The following is a 17,162-nucleotide window of genomic DNA, read 5'->3' on the forward strand; positions in this document are numbered from 1 at the left end:
GAAGTATGCGTTTATTAGTTTTAGCAGCCGGCTTGTTAACGGCACTGGTGAGTCAGGCTGAGGTGGCTTACGTTTCCAATGAAAAGAGCGATACGTTAACCCTCATCGATGTGGATAAACTGGAAGTCATCGATACGCTGGAGGTAGGAATGCGCCCCCGCGGCATTATCTTCAGCCAGGATTATAAATACCTGTATATTTGTGCCAGCGAATCTGATGCCGTGCAGGTAATGGATTTGGCCACCCACAAGGTGATTCACAATCTGCCTTCCGGTGAAGATCCGGAGCAGTTCGCCCTGCATCCAAACAACCGTCATCTGTATATTGCTAATGAAGACAGTGCAGTGGTTACCGTTGTCGATACCGTAGACCGTACCGTTATCGCACAAATTGATGTGGGTATTGAGCCGGAAGGTATGGCCGTGAGCCCGGATGGAAAATGGGTTATCAATACCTCGGAAACTACCAACATGCTGCACTGGATTGATGCCAGTACCCACGAGCTGGTGGATAACACCCTGGTCGATCAGCGTCCGCGCCATGTGGAATTCAGCAAGTCCGGCGAAAAGGTCTGGGCGTCGGCTGAAATAGGCGGCACCGTCGACGTTATTGATACAGCCTCCCGGGAGCTGATTAAAAAGATCACCTTTAAAATTCCTGGCGTACACCGCGATAAAATACAGCCGGTGGGCATTAAACTTACCGATGATGGCAAATATGCCTTTGTGGCACTTGGTCCGGCAAACCATGTGGCGGTAATCGATGCCAGCACCTATGAAGTGCTTGATTATTTGCTGGTAGGTCGTCGTGTATGGCAGTTAGCTTTTGCCAAAGAACAGTCTTTATTGTTCACCACTAATGGTGTTAGCGGCGATGTGTCGGTGATTGATGTGGAAGATCTGAAAGTCATTAAAACGATTAAAGCCGGCCGCTATCCATGGGGCGTTGTGGTTAAACCATGAGTGATCCGGTATTAGCTGTAGAGCAAATAGGGTTTAACTACGGCGCTAAACAGGCACTGTCTGAGGTGACGTTTTCACTGTCGCCGGGGGCGTATTATGCCTTGCTTGGGCCTAATGGCGCGGGCAAGAGCACGCTGTTCTCGATTCTTTGTCAGTTACTGCAGCCGCAAACCGGTAGGGTAACAGTTAATGGCATCAATGCCGCGAAAAAGCCGCGTCAGGTGTTAAAGCAAATCGGTATGGTGTTTCAGCAACCCACCCTGGATTTAGATTTGAGTGTTGAGCAGAACCTGGCTTATCACGCCAGTCTGCACGGCTTATCGAGCGCCTACACAAAACAGCGGATCGATGAAGAATTACAGCGTTTTGCATTAAGCGATCGACGCAAAGATAAAGTCCGCTCACTCAATGGCGGTCACCGCCGCCGTGTAGAGATAGCTCGAGCGCTGCTGCATCAACCGGCTATTCTGTTGCTGGATGAGGCCACCGTGGGCCTGGACCAGTCCACCCGTGACACGATTAACGATCACCTGCGCCAATTGTGTAGCGACTCTGGTATCACAATTTTGTCGTCGACCCACCTGATTGACGAAGTGCGCCCCAATGACGAGCTGATTGTGTTGATCAAAGGTCAGATTCAACTGCAGCAACGTTGTGAGGAGGCCATGCAGGCCCAGCAACTGGACTCGGTGCAGGCGCTTTACCGACACTTTCATCAGCAGGGGGAGCAATAGATGTACTGGACCTGCTTTGTTGGTGTATTAAAACGGGAACTGCTGAGATTCTGGCAACAGCGCTCGCGGCTGATAAGCGCGCTGGTACGCCCTTTATTATGGCTGGTGGTGTTTGCGGCGGGCTTTCGTGCTGCGCTGGGGGTAGCGATTATTCCTCCCTATGAAACCTACATCACTTATGAGGTTTACATTATTCCAGGGCTGGCCGGCGTGATCATGCTGTTTAACGGCATGCAAAGCTCGCTTTCTATGGTGTACGACCGGGAAATGGGCAGCATGAAGGTGCTTCTCACCAGCCCCATGCCCCGACCGTTTCTGCTGGTTAGTAAGCTGTTGGCCGGTGCCTGTATTTCCATGTTACAGGTGTATGCCTTTTTCGCCATCGCCTGGTTGCTGGAGGTGGAAGCTGAGCCAATGGGTTACTTGCTGGTTATTCCGGCTTTACTCCTAACCGCCTTATTACTGGGAGCGCTGGGACTATTGCTGTCGTCTTTTATCAAGCAATTGGAAAACTTTGCCGGGGTGATGAACTTCGTGGTGTTTCCGATGTTTTTCCTCTCTTCGGCGTTATACCCGTTGTGGAAAATGCGCGAGTCGAGCGAATGGCTTTACTGGATATGCCAGTTTAATCCGTTCACTCACGCGGTAGAACTGATTCGTTTTGCGCTTTATGGCCAGTTTAACGGGCAGGCAGCGCTGGTAACCGGTGTTTGTACGCTGATTTTTACCAGTCTGGCTATTTGGGGCTATGACCCTAAACGGGGCATGGTAAAACGCAAGGTGGGCGGTTAGCTCGCTGAATTAACAAACGGATGGATTATCCTGATAGCCGCGGTAAATAAAGGCTGGCTGAATGACAGTACATCCACTAATATAACTTACAGAGCATTTACAGGGTGATAAAAATGGTAGAAATTCTCGTCGCTGATGACCATCCCTTATTTCAATATGCAATCACCGATTTCGTTGAGCGTAATATTCCGGACACTAAAACCATCAGTTGTATCGACCTTGAAGAAGCACTCAATACAGCAGAAGAAAACCCCAACATTGATTTAGTGCTACTCGATCTGAATATGCCAGGCATGGATGGCCTTAACGGTATCGTGCGTTTTCGTAATCAGTTCCCTGAAATTCCTATTGTTATTGTGTCGGCAGAAGAAGATAAAAATGTCGTGCTGCAGGCCTTTACCTATGGCGCGGTAGGGTTTATCACCAAGTCTTCCAGCTGTGAGCAGATTGTGGGTGCGCTCCAGCAGGTACTCTCCGGTCAGGTATATTTGCCGCCGGATATCATCCGCAATGGCGGAAGCACTAAGCCCAAGGAAGACTCCGCTCAACAGCAAATCGATCCTAAGTTGATTGGCGCTTTAACCCGCCGCCAGTTACTGGTGTTTGAGTGTATCGCCAAAGGTAAGTCTAACAAGCAGATTGCCTATGAGCTGAATATTGCCGAAACCACAGTGAAGGCTCACGTGTCGGCTATTCTTACTAAGCTGAATGTACATAACCGCATCCAGGCAGCGCTTTGTGCGGCCAGTATCGACTTTAACCAGTATCTGATGCGCAATTAGCGGTTAGTGATTGATAATGCTTTGTAAGCCATGGGTATCCTGTTGCCCATGGCGTGAGTGATTCTCCTTCCTGCCGACTTCCCACCTGTGACGGTCTTTTATTGCAAGTGCTTTAAAAACCACTAAAAATTAAGTATTGTTTTGGCCTTGCTCGCCAGATTTGCAAAGGTTGATATGGATATCGAAGTTACCAGACCAAAACAATTCACCGATTTTACCCGCAGCTACCGTTTGCTTGCCGATGGCAAGGAAGTGGCGTTAATCGAACGCGGGACCACGCGAAAGGTTACTCTGCCGCCCGACAGTAAAATACTCACGGCTTACATAGATTGGTGCTACAGCCCGGACTTTGCGGTTAGTGATATTCAGGACAGCCGCATCGTAGTCAAAAACGCATTCGCCTCTAACCCACTTAAAGCGCTGTTACTTCCGCTTTATTACGTGACATTTGGTAAACATAAGTATCTTAAGATAGAGTCGTAATTCTTACGTCTATGGACGGCCGTTTTGAACGACAAGGAGAAACCAATGCAAGACAATCAACAAGAATACTGGGGGATGCCGCTAAACACTTACTGCATGCTGCTGCATTTGAGCCAGCTAAGCAGTATTGTCATTCCCGGGCTTGGTTTTATATTGCCTATCGTGATGTGGGTGGTAAATAAAGATAAAAGTGACACCATAGACCAGCATGGCAAAGTGACTGTAAACTGGTTGATAAGCCTGGTTATCTACTATGCGATTTGTTTTATTCTCATTTTCATACTAATCGGCGTAGTTGCCATATGGATTCTGGCTTTGTTGAATATTGTCTTTGCTATTATTGCTGCACTAAAAGCCAATAATGGCGAGTTGTGGGTTTATCCGCTTAGTATCCGGTTTTTAAAGTAACCGGCACTGTTTCAGATGCCAACCCATCGCTGATAACTGGAAAGATTAAGACATTCATCCGTACTTCCAGGATATAAGATTTATTAATTACCACCCAAGGAATTTGGTCTTCATTACGGTAGTTTTAAATACCAATATACGCCTTTGGCGTACATTGATATTAATGTTATAGTTAGCTAATGGTAATAATTGAAACACCCATATTCACCAAGCTCATAACAGAGCTGATGAATGATGATGAATACAAAGACTTGCAGGAAGCACTTGTTAGCAGGCCAGATAGGGGCGCAATCATCAAAAATAGTGGTGGTCTAAGGAAGGTCCGCTGGGCGCTGGAAGGAAGGGGTAAGAGTGGTGGAGCAAGAGTTATCTATTACTGGATGACCGACAACGACCAACTTTATATGTTGTTGGCGTACCCAAAAAATGTGCAGGATAATTTGACAGACGCACAGCTTAAAGCGCTGAAGAAAATCGTAGAGAGGTGGTCAGAATGAATGGCGACATGTTTGAACAATTGATAGAGAGCGTGACTCAAGCAGACGATATTATCAAAGGTAAGGCAAAGCCTTTCCGTGCAACTGAATTTGCTGAGCCTCAGGTAAAAGCCATTCGCGCAAAAACGGGATTATCGCAAACCCGTTTTGCTGACGTTTTGGGTGTGAGCAAACGCACATTGGAGAATTGGGAACAAGGCCGACGCCATCCAACAGGTCCTGCTCGTGCTTTGCTTAAAATCTTAGATGCTGACCCCAAGCACGCTATGGAAGTACTTAATCACTAGAACCCCCGCTTAACTGCATGATTTGGCGGATGCATTCGACGACGAGGCAAGGAAAACCAGGCGTTGCCTTCGATGCTATGTATGATGATTTTAGTCGCGCGGAGAGGCTTTACTGGTTAAGCTAAGCAATTGATGATCATCAACTCTTTGGAATTAGAATTAGCCAATGACTACGGATTACCTGTCGCTGGAATGGCAGACTCTGCAAAATCAGTTCGATAGCTATGAGAAATACAGTTTGCTCATTAAGCTGCTCGCTATTTTTACAACGGCTTTTGCATTAGGCTTTGAATTTAACCTGATAGTACCGGTGTTAATGGTTGGGGTATTCTGGTTGCAGGACGGTATCTGGAAAACCTTTCAGGGGCGTTTTGAAACCCGTTTGCTAATTGTTGAGGCTGCTTTGGCTGCCAATCATAATGAAACCGGCTGCCAGTTTAATCAGCAATATCAGCAAACCGCTAACAGCGGTCTGGGCCTGATTAAAGAGTACCTCAAACAGTGCCTCAGGCCGACAGTAATGTATCCATATGTTGTTTTGCTTGGTCTTACTTTATCGGCTGTATGGTGGTAGTGAGTACTTACAATCAGGTTTTTGCGTTTGATAACAGGTTAGATAACGCCAGCTTCATCTTATGAGGCTTCACGGGCTTATTAAGCAGCGAATAGCCTTTTTCCCGTACCTTCTGGCGCAGCTCATTGGTATAGTTGGCCGTGATCATAATAACCGGTGGGTGCGGTATTAAATGCTGATGAGTAATTTCCAGTGCGTCAAAGCCAGTATCGCCATCGTCCAGGTGATAATCGGCAATGATAAGCTGAGGGTCCAGCTCGGTTAAGAACTCCGGTTCTTGCAATTCTTCCAGGGTTTGTACCGAGGTAATGTTGCAATTCCAGCTGCCCAGCACCGTTTCCATGCCTTTACAAATTTCATCGTCGTTATCGATAAGTAAAATTCGCGCCCCTTCGAGTTGATCGTTGAAGCGGTCGATTAACGGTGCTGGAGTCGGTTTAACCCGCTGGGCAAGCTTATCTGCATAGGGCAGGGTGATGCTGAAGCAGGAGCCTTTGCCCTCTACTGAACGAACATTAATGGTATGGTTCATCACACTGGCGAGCCGTTCTACAATGGCCAGGCCTAAACCGAGGCCTTTATCATGACGGCGTTTCTTGGCATCCAGGCGATTAAACTCGTGGAAGATTTCACTCAGTTTGTCCTGCGGGATACCAATACCGGTATCAAAAATCTGAATTTGTAAGCCTGCCTTGCGCCGCCTTACGCCTACTAAAATACTGCCTTCGTTGGTGTAGCGAATTGCGTTGCTGAGCAGGTTGCGCAGGATCCGCGCCAGCAGATAAGTATCTGAATGAACCAGTGTTTGAGTGGTCTTTACTCTCAGCCTGAGGCCTTTACCCTCTGCCTGAGGGGTAAACTCATTCACCATATTGGTAATTAAGTCGTCGATTTCAAAATCATCCAGAACCGGTTCAATCAATCCGGCCTCAAGCTTTGAAATATCTACCAGCGCACTGATTAGCGACTCGAGGTTTTCCAGTGAGTAGCTTAATGAACGAATAAGTTTCTGTGCTTCTTCGCCAAGTATCAGATCGTTTAAGGCATCGGCAAATAAACGGGCTGAGTTCATGGGTTGCAGCAAGTCGTGACTGGTGGCGGCGAGGAATTTCGATTTCGACTCATTGGCCTGGTCGGCTTCCCGTTTTGCCTCCAGCAGCTTAATTTCGGCCAGTTGTCGTTCTTCAATTTCGTTGCGTAACTGCAGGTTAATTTCAGAAATCTTTTTGGTGCGCTGGTTTACCCGCTGCTCCATGTAATCATAGGCATGCTTAAGGGCCCGGGCGGTGCGTCGCTGCTCGGTAACATCCTGCTCCAGAGCAAAAAAACCAATGACGTTGCGCTGCTCGTCAAAATGGGGGATGTAGGTTTTGTTTGAGATCCGCACGTTATCCGGATCACGGCTGTGTTCGAGCTCAAAGTTAACCGCCTGGCCGAGCATGGCACGGGCAATATGGATGGTGAGGGTCTGATACTCTTTATGGCCAAGCACGTCACTGAGGTGATGATTAATAATTTCGTCCCGTGAGCGGTTAAACCACTTTTCAAACTCGCGGTTAACGAATTCGTAGCACAGATCTTTGTTAACATAGGAAATCAGTGCTGGCATGGCATCGGTGATCAGGCGGATACGCTGTTCACTTTCGCGCAGGGCAATCTGATTGCGACTGCGTTCGGTAATATCGGCAAAGGTGATTAGTATGCCGCCGCCGGGGATCAGGTTGCGCCGCACCAGTAATACCAGGTTTTCATCGAGCATCATCTCGACTTCCAGGAAGTCCTTATCCGGTGCCACATCAAAGGAAATGGCGTCAAACAGGGCTTTGGCAAACACGTTTTGTTGCATGAGTTCGGCAAATACATCGCCGCGTTGAACACCGCTGTCCGACAAGCCTAACAGCTCGAAAAAGCGCTGATTCCAGGTTTCGATTTGCCTGTCAGCGTTAATCAGTACAACGCCCTGGCTCATGTTTTCCAGGGTGGCTTTGAGGAGCTCAGCCTGTTCGGTCATGGCGGTCTCGTAGCGGACCTCTTCGGCTAATTTTATATTGGTGATATCGGTATACACCACCACCAGGCAGTTATCGTTAGTTTTACGCTCCTGCATCTGGATCCAGGTGCCATCGCGCAATTTAAAGATGGTCTGGGCAATCGGATCGGGATAAACGCCCACTTTTTTCTGCGCTTTGGCTTTGTGATCAACCAGTACCAGCGAGGCGGCGGTGATTTCCTGAAAAGAGGTTTTGCCCAATTCGTAGGTAATATTGTGCTGTTGCCAGAATTCGGCGCAGCGGCTGTTTACCATTACCATTTTGCGGTCTGCATCGAACAGGGCGAAGGCATCGGAAATACTCTCAATAGCGTCACGCAGACGCTGACGATCCTGTTCGGCCTGAATCTGGCTTTTCTCTGTTTCCCGGCGGGCCAGTTCGAGCTGTTGGTTGGACTCTTCCAGACGATGCAGGGTTTGCTGCAGGCGGTAGGTGCGCTCTTTTACCTTATCGGCGAGCATGGCTGCGCCTTCAAAAGACTGATAGGCATCACTGTGATTGCCCCACCCCATTTCTACCCGACGCATCAGCACGCGGTTTATTTTCTGCAGCTTCTCGTTTTCGTAGCGCAGCCGTTCGAGCTCATCTTCGCCGGCTATTTCCGGCGACTCAACGGCTACTTCAGGCGTCAGTGGACTTGAGGTCGGTTTCAATGGGCGCTCCAATCGCTACGCCAGTAAAAGTATGGTTCAAGTGTAACCCATTTATTTGCTCACCGTAGGTATTAAATCCGATCATATGATTGGCACGGTAAAGCTCTGACATGGCATCTTCCAACTGGTATTTATCGATTTCAGCGCGGCGGTGAGTACAGTCAAACCCAATGAGTAAATCAATCTCGCCTACGTTGCGGCGAATATCATTAAGGATCATGGTGGAGTGAGCATGCAGCCCGCTGGATTTCATCTTGGTCAGCACAATCCCGGCGTCAATGGCGCAGAAAAAAGTCAGGCTTAAATCATCGTTCACCTGCTGGATGCTGCGGATATACAGGTGGTCGCCAATTTGCACTGCCAGAGGGTGCATGGCGAAAACTTCTGAGGTTAGTTCCTCGAGCTTTAAGCCGTTTATGCGGCAATACTCCAGCGCAGCCGGTTCGGCATTAAACTCTTCCACCACCCGTTGTCCCGGTGCGGTTTGGGTAACCACCAGCTTGTCGTTTTCGGGCGCTAAATGATGGTGGCTGAATACATCAAAATAACAGTTGGTATTAATCAGCATAAAAACTGCTGCGCTACTGTAAAAGCGACCGTTGCAATAAATCTGGGTATCGACAAAGTGCTGATCATCCCCGGCTGATCCGCCTACCAGCGGAATATCCTGCATACTCATATTGAGTACATCGATAACCAGCTCTTCCCGAATAGATAAGCCATCCAGTAAGGTCATGCCGAAAGAATGTTGTTCTACCGGTCCGGGGGATACGGCTTTGCTGCGCAGCTTGTCGAGCATGGAGTTAACCAGTTCATCGGCATCGTGCTCTGAAAAGGCCGCCAGATTTTCGATCAGCACGGTTTCTACGGCGAAGTGCTGTTTACTGAGGGCAAAGGCGCAGATGGAGTGCTTGCGGCAACCATCGGGCGTTATTTCGCCGGCAGAAGTACAGCCAATTACCGGGATGTCGCCAAAATAGCGGTTTAATTCTTTCGACAGTTGTTCCAGCGGATACCGGGTACAACAATAAAAAACGACACATGCTGCTTCACATGGCGCCAGTGCATTGTAGATGTCCCGTGCTGCAATGACAGGGTCAAGACTTTCCGATCCGGCTCTGGCCACAGAAGGTGAGTCGAAAACTTCAACGGTTTGACTAATTTGTTGCGACAGCATGGATACTCCCTAAACTCGGGTGACTGGTTGCATTACGCTGTGCCAAAGGGCTGAGATACCAATTCACCGCTGTCGATTCTATATAATTCACAATTGTTTAACAAGATTAGCAAGAGTGATTTACGCACAAAACTCGGCCATTAGTAGCATAAATTGGGCCGTTGGTCATACAACTAACGATCAGGCCGGATCAGCTAACGACTGTTTAAAACGTTCGGCGAGGGCTAAAAGTTCATTTTCGAGAGGATTACGGGGGCGTTGTGAGGTTAAGCGGACATCTTCCAGCACCTGCATAGGATGACTACTGAGTAGCAGGATACGGTCAGATAAGGTGAGTGCTTCAGTTATATCATGGGTCACATAAACTACGGTAGTCCGGCGTTTTTGCCACAGTTCACTGAGCAGTTGTCTGAGCGAGTCGGCGGCGGGAATGTCCAGCGACGAAAAAGGTTCATCCATTAGCAGAATATCCGGCTCACAGGCAAACGCCCGGGCCAGCGCTGCCCGTTTCAGCATACCGCCTGAAAGTTGGGCTGGATACTGATATTCGGCGCCGCTTAAACCCACCAGACTGAGCCAGTGTAAAGCGCTGGAGCGGCGCTGTGATGTGCTGCCGTCACATACCAACATCACGTTTTCGCAAATGCTCAGCCAGGGCATCAACCTGGGTTCCTGGAACATCAGCGACACCCTGGCCGTTTTGCCGTCTGGTTTGCTGAGGCGAATCTCACCCTCAAAGTCGTTGTCGAGGCCGGCAATCAGGTTGAGCAGTGTGCTTTTACCCGCCCCTGATGGACCGAGCAGGGTGACAAACTCCCCGTTGCTAAGAGTCAGGCCGAGGTTGCGAATAACGGCGGTGGCAATCCCCGCGTCGTTTACAAATGCCTTGTTGATAATATCTACTGTGTAAGTCATCGCCACTTCAGTACCCGCCGTTCCCAGGGGCGTAAAACGCCGGCTTCCAGGGCAAAGATAATACAGGCAAACGCCAGTGTATAAGCCAGCACACTGGTAATATCAAAATACTGAAAGAACAATGACAGTTGAAAGCCCACGCCATCGCTGCAGCCGAGCAATTCAACTACCAGCACAATTTTCCATACCAGGGCCAGACCGCCGCGGGCTGCGGCCAGAAAATACGGGTACAGTTGCGGCAAATAAACCTTTATAAAAGTGCGCCCCGCCGGTACCTGATAGGCTTTGGCCACATCCAGCAAGCGCTTATCCACGGCTCTGGCGCCTTCGCGCATAGTGACCGCGATATTGGGCGTTTTATTTACGATAACAGCAATTAGCGCGGCTGTTTCATTTAATCCAAACCAGATAAAACACAGAATAATCGTTACCAGCGCCGGCACGTTCAGCGCCAGGGTCACGACGCTGTCGAGCCATAAATCAAGCCGCTTAAAGTGGCCAATAACCAGCCCCAGTAAGCTGCCCAGTAACATAGCGCACAGAAAACTAATGGCAATACGGCGCAGGGTAATGGTCAGGTGGTGCGGTAACTCGCCGCTGTCGACATGACCCATCAGGTTAGTCAGCACTGCATAGGGAGCTGGTAACAAGTCGGGAGTAAATAGCATCACAGCGGCCTGCCATAGCAGAATAAAAACCACCATCGACAGCATGCGGGTTAGTGCCGGATGACTGTGCATCAGTGCTTACTGTCCTGCCAGCGCCGGACTATGCCAGAACAGGCTGTCAGGCAGAGATTGCAGTGAACCGGTTACGCCAGTAGTTCCCTCATTGGCTTTAAGTACCTTAAACAGCTTTTGTAAATCGGCTTTAATATCGGCATCAAAGCGGGTCGGAATTCCTTGGCGGTAGTGCTCAATAAGCACTGGCCGGGCTTCGGCGGAATACTTTTGCGTGAAAGAAGGAATAATTTGCCACAGATTATCGTCACTATTCATTTGGGCCCGTGTAGCAAATGACATGGCAAAAAACTGGTCTACCAACGCCGGATTTTCGGCTGCCCAGCTTTGTTTAAATAACCAGCCAATCACCGGTACGTCGGCACTGATTTGCCAACTGCCAAGCACTTCATCCATTGTTAGTAGCGAGCGTTTATCGTGAGTTTTCAGCTCCGCGGCGTAATGCCAGAAATTGACGACGGCGTCGAGCTGATCGCGCAGCATAAGCTGATTAAGCATAGGGGGCGCGGCGAATTTAACGGTTGTCTGACTGGCTAATTCAAGGCCGAAATGTTGCCTTGCATAGGCACTGTAAAGGATCCAGTTTTTGTTGCCTTTACCGCCGGCGAAGCCAATAGTTTTGCCTTTTAACTCACCTATGTTTGCGGCGTTGTCTGAGCTGTGAACAACCAGTTCGCCCGCCGCGGTAGAGTAGGGATAGAAGTGATACAGCCGGCCTTCGTCATACTGACGAGCAGCCCATAGCCAGTCGCCTACAATCATGTCTACGGCGCCGCCTTGCAGGGCAACAGACAGTGCCTGCGGTGAGCCGAGGGCAACCCGGGTTAGCTTAAAGCCGTATTGTTCCGGGTAATTTTTCGCTTCTGCGAGATCAAGCTCCCAGTTGAGGGTGCCATATTTGAGTACGCCGACACGGATTTCTGGCAATTCGTCAGCGCTTGCGCACGATATCAGCGCGCTACACCACAGGATGATACAACTCAGTACAACTCTAATCATCATGGTATGAGTGTTATTCGGCGGTCGTCGGGTCGATCATGGTTCTAACCTGATTAATCTGATTGGCCGGGATACCCATTTGTTCGGCATGGTCCATAATGGCCTGTTTATCAGGTGAAATATAAACACAATAAATCTTGTTGTCGGTAACGTAGCTCTCTACCCACTGAATATGCGGGCCGGCCTCACGTAATACACAGCAGGACTGTTGAGAAGTATTTTGCAGCTGCTCGGCATTGAGTTCGCCGGCGCCCGGGATTTCGCGTTCGATAATAAATTTTGGCATGGCAGACAAATCCTTCGTTTTTTAAATTGTAGTGAGCCGAAAGGAAAAAGGTCCCCGCAGATGCGGGAACCTCGCTTACGCCAGTTATGGCAACGCTTTTAGAAAAAGCCCAGTGGGTTGATGTCGTAGCTGGTCAGCAGGTTTTTGGTTTGCTGATAGTGGTCGAGCATCATTTTGTGGTTTTCACGGCCCACACCTGATTTCTTGTAGCCACCGAATGCTGCGTGTGCAGGATAAGCGTGGTAGCAGTTCATCCATACACGGCCGGCTTCAATGCCACGGCCCATGCGGTAGGCAAGGTTAGTGTCACGAGTCCATACACCCGCACCCAAACCAAACTCAGTATTGTTAGCAATAGCCAGTGCTTCTGCTTCGTCTTTAAAGGTGGTTACGCCAACAACCGGTCCGAAGATTTCTTCCTGGAACACGCGCATGTCGTTAGAACCTTTCAGCAGGGTAGGTTGTACATAGAAACCGTTGCTGAAGCCTTCAACGTTGGCAGGACCGCCACCGATAAGCACTTCGGCGCCTTCTTTCTTACCTAACTCAAGATAGCCCAGGATTTTTTCATACTGCTGAGCAGATGCTTGTGCACCCACCTGAGTATCGGTATCCAGTGGGTTACCACGTTTGATTTGTTGTGTACGAGCGATAACCAGCGAGATAAAGTCATCGTACATATCTTCCTGAATCAGCGCACGTGATGGACACGTACAAACTTCACCCTGGTTGAAGAATGCCAGTACAGTACCTTCAACACATTTGCTCAGGAACTCGTCTTCATGCTTCATTACGTCGCTGAAATAGATATTTGGCGACTTACCACCCAGTTCTACAGTCGATGGGATGATGTTGTCTGCAGCGCATTTCAGGATGTGAGCACCCACGGGAGTTGAACCAGTAAAGGCAATTTTTGCGATACGCTTGTTAGTTGCCAGTGCTTCACCCGCTTCTCTACCGAAACCGTTTACGACGTTCAGTACACCCGGCGGTAACAGATCGCCGATGATTTCCATCAGTACCAGAATAGACGCAGGGGTTTGTTCAGCAGGCTTCAGAACGATACAGTTACCGGCAGCCAGTGCAGGTGCCAGCTTCCACGCTGCCATCAGCAGTGGGAAGTTCCACGGTATAATCTGACCTACAACACCCAGCGGTTCATGAAAGTGATAAGCAATGGTATTTTCGTCAATTTCGCTGATGCCACCTTCCTGAGCGCGGATACAACCGGCAAAATAGCGGAAGTGGTCGGCGGCCAGTGGAACGTCAGCGTTCAGGGTTTCACGCACTGCTTTACCGTTATCCCAGGTTTCCGCTACTGCCAGGGCTTCCAGGTTAGCTTCGATACGATCGGCAATTTTAAGCAGGATATTAGAGCGTGCTGCTACTGAAGTCTTGCCCCAGGCTGCTTTTGCTTTGTGAGCGGCATCCAGCGCTAACTCGATATCTTCAGCCGTTGAGCGTGGGATTTCGCAGAATTTTTCGTTGTTAACAGGTGATACGTTATCGAAATACTGACCTTTAACGGGAGCAACCCACTCGCCGCCAATAAAGTTTTCGTATCGTGATTTAAATGAGACGACAGAATTTTCTGTTCCAGGTGCTGCATAGATCATGTTGCTTACTCCGGTAATCAATTATAAAAGCGTTGCCAGATTGTCGGTTTTGCGGGAGCCATGATTAAGCTCCCTGACCGGCACCGACTGCCGTAAGACAAGACTGTTTTCTGGCAAGGAAACAGTCAGTTACTAAAAGTTTACGATGGCACCAACGGCAAGAGTCTGAGCTTCTTCCTGACCCAGAATTCCAGAGAACTCGCTGGTCGAATATTCCACTGCAAAGGTGACGTTGCTGTTATAGCCATAGAACCAGGCAGCTTGCATACCTTCGTGACCGATGTAGTCGGTGTCTTCGATTTCGTTCTCGCCATAAGAGAGTACGAAACGATTCGCATCCATCTTATAAGAGGCCTGCAGGATGTAGCCTTCGCTATCGAGCGCGTTATAGGTAGTTGGGTCATACATGGTGATCGGCGCTAAACCCAGTGCTGCTTCTGTGGGGCCTAACAGAATGCCGATACCTTCACCGCTGTAGCCTGATGCGTGCAGTGATAAACCACCAAAGCCTACTTTTACACCGTATGAAGCGCCGTTTGAGTCAACGTCACCCATATCAGATTCAGAGGTTTGCGACAGGAAACCCACCCATGCAGTGACTGATGCGTCGTCGAAAGTGCCGCTGTAGGTCACTTCACCCTCAAAACGAGGTGCAGATTCTTCGCGGTCAGCATCGCCATTCACTGGCGAAGGATCGACAGCCGCAACGGCTACCTTGAAGCCACCACCGAAAGACGGCGAGGTATAACGTATTTGCGACGCTGGGAACGGATAAGTGTACCCGCTGCCGAGGTTACCGAATGATACGCCCTGGCCATCAACCAGTCCCAGCGTATCATTGACATTGCCGTAACCAAGCAGGACTTCGTCTAAGAAAACGTTGCTGCGGTTAAACAGTGTGAAATCTTTACCAATCAGTAATTGACCCCAGTCGGCATCCAGCGTCGCGTAAAACTGACGAACATCGATACCGGTTGAGGTAACACCACTGTTAGAATCGTTGATGGTTACCCAGAAAGATGAGCGACCGCCCACTTTCATGTCACCAATCTGCTTACTGAAGTTCATACCCAGCCAATTAGGCAGGAAACCCATTTTAACGCGGGATTGGTCACGGTCACCGTTTGGACCGTTATCAACAGACGTTGTGGTGTAGAATGTGTTGAATGACGCGTCAACCGATACGGTAGCCACTTCGGCATCGTCGTAAATGGTGATTGCGGCATTGGCTGAAGCTGAAGAGAGTGCAAGTAAGGCAACGGCTAGCGGTTTGCACGCAAATTTATTATTTTTCATGTGTAACCCTCATATTTGTGTTTATTGCGTGGAGTAACACTTTTATTGCGTCCCACTGTCACTCACGTTAATTGACAACGATTCTTTGCCGTTGCTCTTTTGCATTGAGTATTGTTGAGCGGCCGGATTTTGAGTACTCCTCAATGGAGCCTTTTGAATTCAACTTTAGTCCTCTGCGGAAATTCTCCGAAAGTCCTACTACCAAAGTGCTGGTTTGGAGGGGCGGTTTTGGCACTGCTTTGAAGTGCTACTAAAAGCCAGCGCAAAGTGGCAGTTCAGAGAGTATTTTTTAGCGTTTTTGTTAACATAAAATACTTTTACACTGGCAGAGTCTGACTTTACCTCACCGGTAAAAGGCGTAAGCTGCTAGTGGTTGATAAGACCCAGAGTGTCGATTGATCTGTGCACATCAGTGCATTGTGCAGACCAATTCACATTTAATAAGTAGGTCTGTTATGAAAAAAATCGTAGTTGTAGGCGGTGGTGCCGGTGGTCTTGAGCTGGTTACCCGGCTAAGTAAAACACTGGGTAAGCGCAAGCTGGCCGAGATAATACTGGTTGACCGTAGCCGCACGCATGTCTGGAAACCCCTGCTTCATGAAGTGGCTGCCGGGGTCATTAATAAAGCCTCAGACGGCGTTGACTACCGTATGCACGCCGCCCAGCACCATTACCAGTTTCAGCTCGGCAATATGAGCTATATCGACCGTGACAACCAAAGTATCTACCTCGACCCGTTATACGACGAAGACGGCCTGGAAATCCTCCCGGAGCGTACTGTGGAGTATGATTATCTGGTTATGGCTATCGGCAGTGTAACCAATGATTTCGGTACCCTTGGCGTGAGTGAGCACTGTTATTGCCTGGACTCACTTATCCAGGCCGAACGTTTTCATCGCGCGCTGTTAAATCAGCTACTGAAGATCAATCAGGAAGGTGTGACCAAGAAAAAAATCCACGTCGCGATTGTGGGAGCCGGGGCAACCGGCACCGAGTTGGCAGCGCAGTTACACCACGTGAGTAACCTGGCCAGAGCCTACGGTATGCCTGAAATGTCGGCCGACAAACTGCAGGTGTCGATACTCGAGGCTGGGCCACGGATATTGCCTGCATTACCCGAGCGAATTGCGGGCTCTGCGCGTCGTGCCCTTACCAAGCTAGGCATTGAAGTACGCGAGAATACGCGGGTACAAAGGGTGGATAAAGAAGGGTTTGTCACCGCCGAAGACGTGCTGATTGAAGCCGACTTAATGGTGTGGTCAGCCGGGGTTAAGGCGCCCGAGTTTCTGACCGATTTAAATCTGTTCGAGCTTAACAAAGCTAATCAGATCCTGGTAACGCCTGCTCTGCAAAGTACTGTGGATAATAAGATTTTTGCTATCGGCGACTGTTGCGGAGTGCTCCAGAAAGACGGTAGCTGGGTACCACCACGGGCGCAGTCGGCGCACCAGATGGCCAGTTTACTGGCCAAAAACCTGCAAAACCTGTTTATGCATAAACCGATGCAGGCCTATACCTACACCGATTACGGCTCGCTGGTGCACCTCAGTAAATACTCCACGGTAGGTAGTCTGATGGGCAAACTCAGCAACAGCACCATGTTTATTGAAGGGCGACTGGCTAAGATGGTGTATGTGTCGCTGTATAATATGCATTTGTTTGCGGTGCATGGCTGGTTTAAGGGCTTTTTAATGCTGCTGATGCGCAAAGTCAGTAACCTGGTTACCCCTAAATTAAAACTTCACTGAGTTATGTTACCCGGTAACGGCATACCGTTACCGGGTAAATCCTGCCTCTGGTCGTTCTGACCACAGTTAAAAAAATGTGATTTTTGTAACAAACAGCCAGCCGATTTGACCCGCTGAAAAGTGAAAAATGGCGGCTCTGATTGCTCAAATAATGTACTTTGT

The 17,162-nt window shown here is 49.1% G+C and carries 18 protein-coding genes; 10 read left to right on the forward strand and 8 right to left on the reverse strand.

Annotated elements, in window-relative coordinates; translation table 11 throughout:
* Positions 1-5: 5 nt before the first annotated feature.
* From D9T21_RS01505 to D9T21_RS01545, 9 genes are all read left to right on the forward strand, one after another.
* On the forward strand, positions 6-962 hold the full coding sequence (locus D9T21_RS01505; protein ID WP_105936949.1) for a YVTN family beta-propeller repeat protein: 957 nt from the start codon (positions 6-8) through the stop codon (positions 960-962).
* Positions 959-1,696, forward strand: a complete 738-nt coding sequence (locus D9T21_RS01510; RefSeq protein ID WP_123323409.1) for an ABC transporter ATP-binding protein — start codon at positions 959-961, stop codon at positions 1,694-1,696. The genes D9T21_RS01505 and D9T21_RS01510 overlap by 4 nt, the downstream gene beginning before the upstream one ends.
* Entirely contained in the window at positions 1,697-2,488 is a 792-nt protein-coding gene (locus D9T21_RS01515) for an ABC transporter permease (protein WP_123323410.1), read from the forward strand. It begins immediately after the preceding gene.
* A 113-nt stretch (positions 2,489-2,601) separates the two neighbouring features.
* On the forward strand, positions 2,602-3,270 hold the full coding sequence (locus tag D9T21_RS01520; protein ID WP_123323411.1) for a response regulator: 669 nt from the start codon (positions 2,602-2,604) through the stop codon (positions 3,268-3,270).
* Between the two features lie 174 nt (positions 3,271-3,444).
* On the forward strand, positions 3,445-3,753 hold the full coding sequence (locus D9T21_RS01525) for a hypothetical protein (RefSeq protein ID WP_123323412.1): 309 nt from the start codon (positions 3,445-3,447) through the stop codon (positions 3,751-3,753).
* Positions 3,754-3,798: 45 nt separating this feature from the next.
* Positions 3,799-4,161, forward strand: a complete 363-nt coding sequence (locus tag D9T21_RS01530) for a DUF4870 domain-containing protein (RefSeq protein WP_123323413.1) — start codon at positions 3,799-3,801, stop codon at positions 4,159-4,161.
* A 227-nt stretch (positions 4,162-4,388) separates the two neighbouring features.
* Complete coding sequence (locus D9T21_RS01535; protein WP_241155597.1) at positions 4,389-4,658, forward strand: type II toxin-antitoxin system RelE/ParE family toxin; 270 nt, start codon at positions 4,389-4,391, stop codon at positions 4,656-4,658.
* The gene (gene nadS, locus D9T21_RS01540; RefSeq protein WP_123323415.1) at positions 4,655-4,945 is read left to right on the forward strand and encodes a NadS family protein; all 291 of its coding nucleotides are present in this window, start codon (positions 4,655-4,657) and stop codon (positions 4,943-4,945) included. The genes D9T21_RS01535 and nadS overlap by 4 nt, the downstream gene beginning before the upstream one ends.
* A 166-nt stretch (positions 4,946-5,111) precedes the next feature.
* Positions 5,112-5,519: a hypothetical protein gene (locus D9T21_RS01545; protein WP_123323416.1), complete on the forward strand. Its 408-nt coding sequence runs from the start codon at positions 5,112-5,114 to the stop codon at positions 5,517-5,519.
* A 13-nt stretch (positions 5,520-5,532) separates the two neighbouring features.
* On the opposite strand, the gene D9T21_RS01550 is transcribed toward D9T21_RS01545, so the two are convergent.
* The 8 genes from D9T21_RS01550 to D9T21_RS01585 all read right to left on the reverse strand — a co-directional run bounded on the left by D9T21_RS01550 (position 5,533) and on the right by D9T21_RS01585 (position 15,252).
* The gene (locus tag D9T21_RS01550; RefSeq protein ID WP_123323417.1) at positions 5,533-8,223 is read right to left on the reverse strand and encodes a NahK/ErcS family hybrid sensor histidine kinase/response regulator; all 2,691 of its coding nucleotides are present in this window, start codon (positions 8,221-8,223) and stop codon (positions 5,533-5,535) included.
* Entirely contained in the window at positions 8,192-9,400 is a 1,209-nt protein-coding gene (gene nosP, locus D9T21_RS01555) for a nitric oxide-sensing protein NosP (RefSeq protein WP_123323418.1), read from the reverse strand. The genes D9T21_RS01550 and nosP overlap by 32 nt, the downstream gene beginning before the upstream one ends.
* Positions 9,401-9,580: 180 nt before the next feature.
* Positions 9,581-10,315, reverse strand: coding sequence for an ABC transporter ATP-binding protein (locus D9T21_RS01560; RefSeq protein WP_105936958.1), 735 nt, complete (start codon positions 10,313-10,315; stop codon positions 9,581-9,583).
* Positions 10,312-11,055, reverse strand: a complete 744-nt coding sequence (locus tag D9T21_RS01565; RefSeq protein ID WP_123323419.1) for an ABC transporter permease — start codon at positions 11,053-11,055, stop codon at positions 10,312-10,314. The genes D9T21_RS01560 and D9T21_RS01565 overlap by 4 nt, the downstream gene beginning before the upstream one ends.
* A gap of 6 nt (positions 11,056-11,061) precedes the next feature.
* Positions 11,062-12,057, reverse strand: coding sequence for an ABC transporter substrate-binding protein (locus tag D9T21_RS01570; protein ID WP_164464546.1), 996 nt, complete (start codon positions 12,055-12,057; stop codon positions 11,062-11,064).
* 10 nt (positions 12,058-12,067) lie between these two features.
* Complete coding sequence (locus D9T21_RS01575) at positions 12,068-12,340, reverse strand: DUF4242 domain-containing protein (protein ID WP_123323421.1); 273 nt, start codon at positions 12,338-12,340, stop codon at positions 12,068-12,070.
* Positions 12,341-12,438: 98 nt separating this feature from the next.
* The gene (gene exaC, locus D9T21_RS01580) at positions 12,439-13,956 is read right to left on the reverse strand and encodes an acetaldehyde dehydrogenase ExaC (protein ID WP_123323422.1); all 1,518 of its coding nucleotides are present in this window, start codon (positions 13,954-13,956) and stop codon (positions 12,439-12,441) included.
* Between the two features lie 132 nt (positions 13,957-14,088).
* Complete coding sequence (locus D9T21_RS01585) at positions 14,089-15,252, reverse strand: porin (RefSeq protein ID WP_123323423.1); 1,164 nt, start codon at positions 15,250-15,252, stop codon at positions 14,089-14,091.
* Between the two features lie 455 nt (positions 15,253-15,707).
* Between D9T21_RS01585 and D9T21_RS01590 the strand changes: the two genes are divergently transcribed.
* Positions 15,708-17,000, forward strand: a complete 1,293-nt coding sequence (locus D9T21_RS01590; RefSeq protein ID WP_123323424.1) for an NAD(P)/FAD-dependent oxidoreductase — start codon at positions 15,708-15,710, stop codon at positions 16,998-17,000.
* The last annotated feature ends 162 nt before the right edge of the window (positions 17,001-17,162 follow it).

It is taken from the genome of Marisediminitalea oceani (assembly GCF_003731635.1).
Taxonomy (GTDB): Bacteria; Pseudomonadota; Gammaproteobacteria; order Enterobacterales; family Alteromonadaceae; genus Alteromonas; species Alteromonas oceani.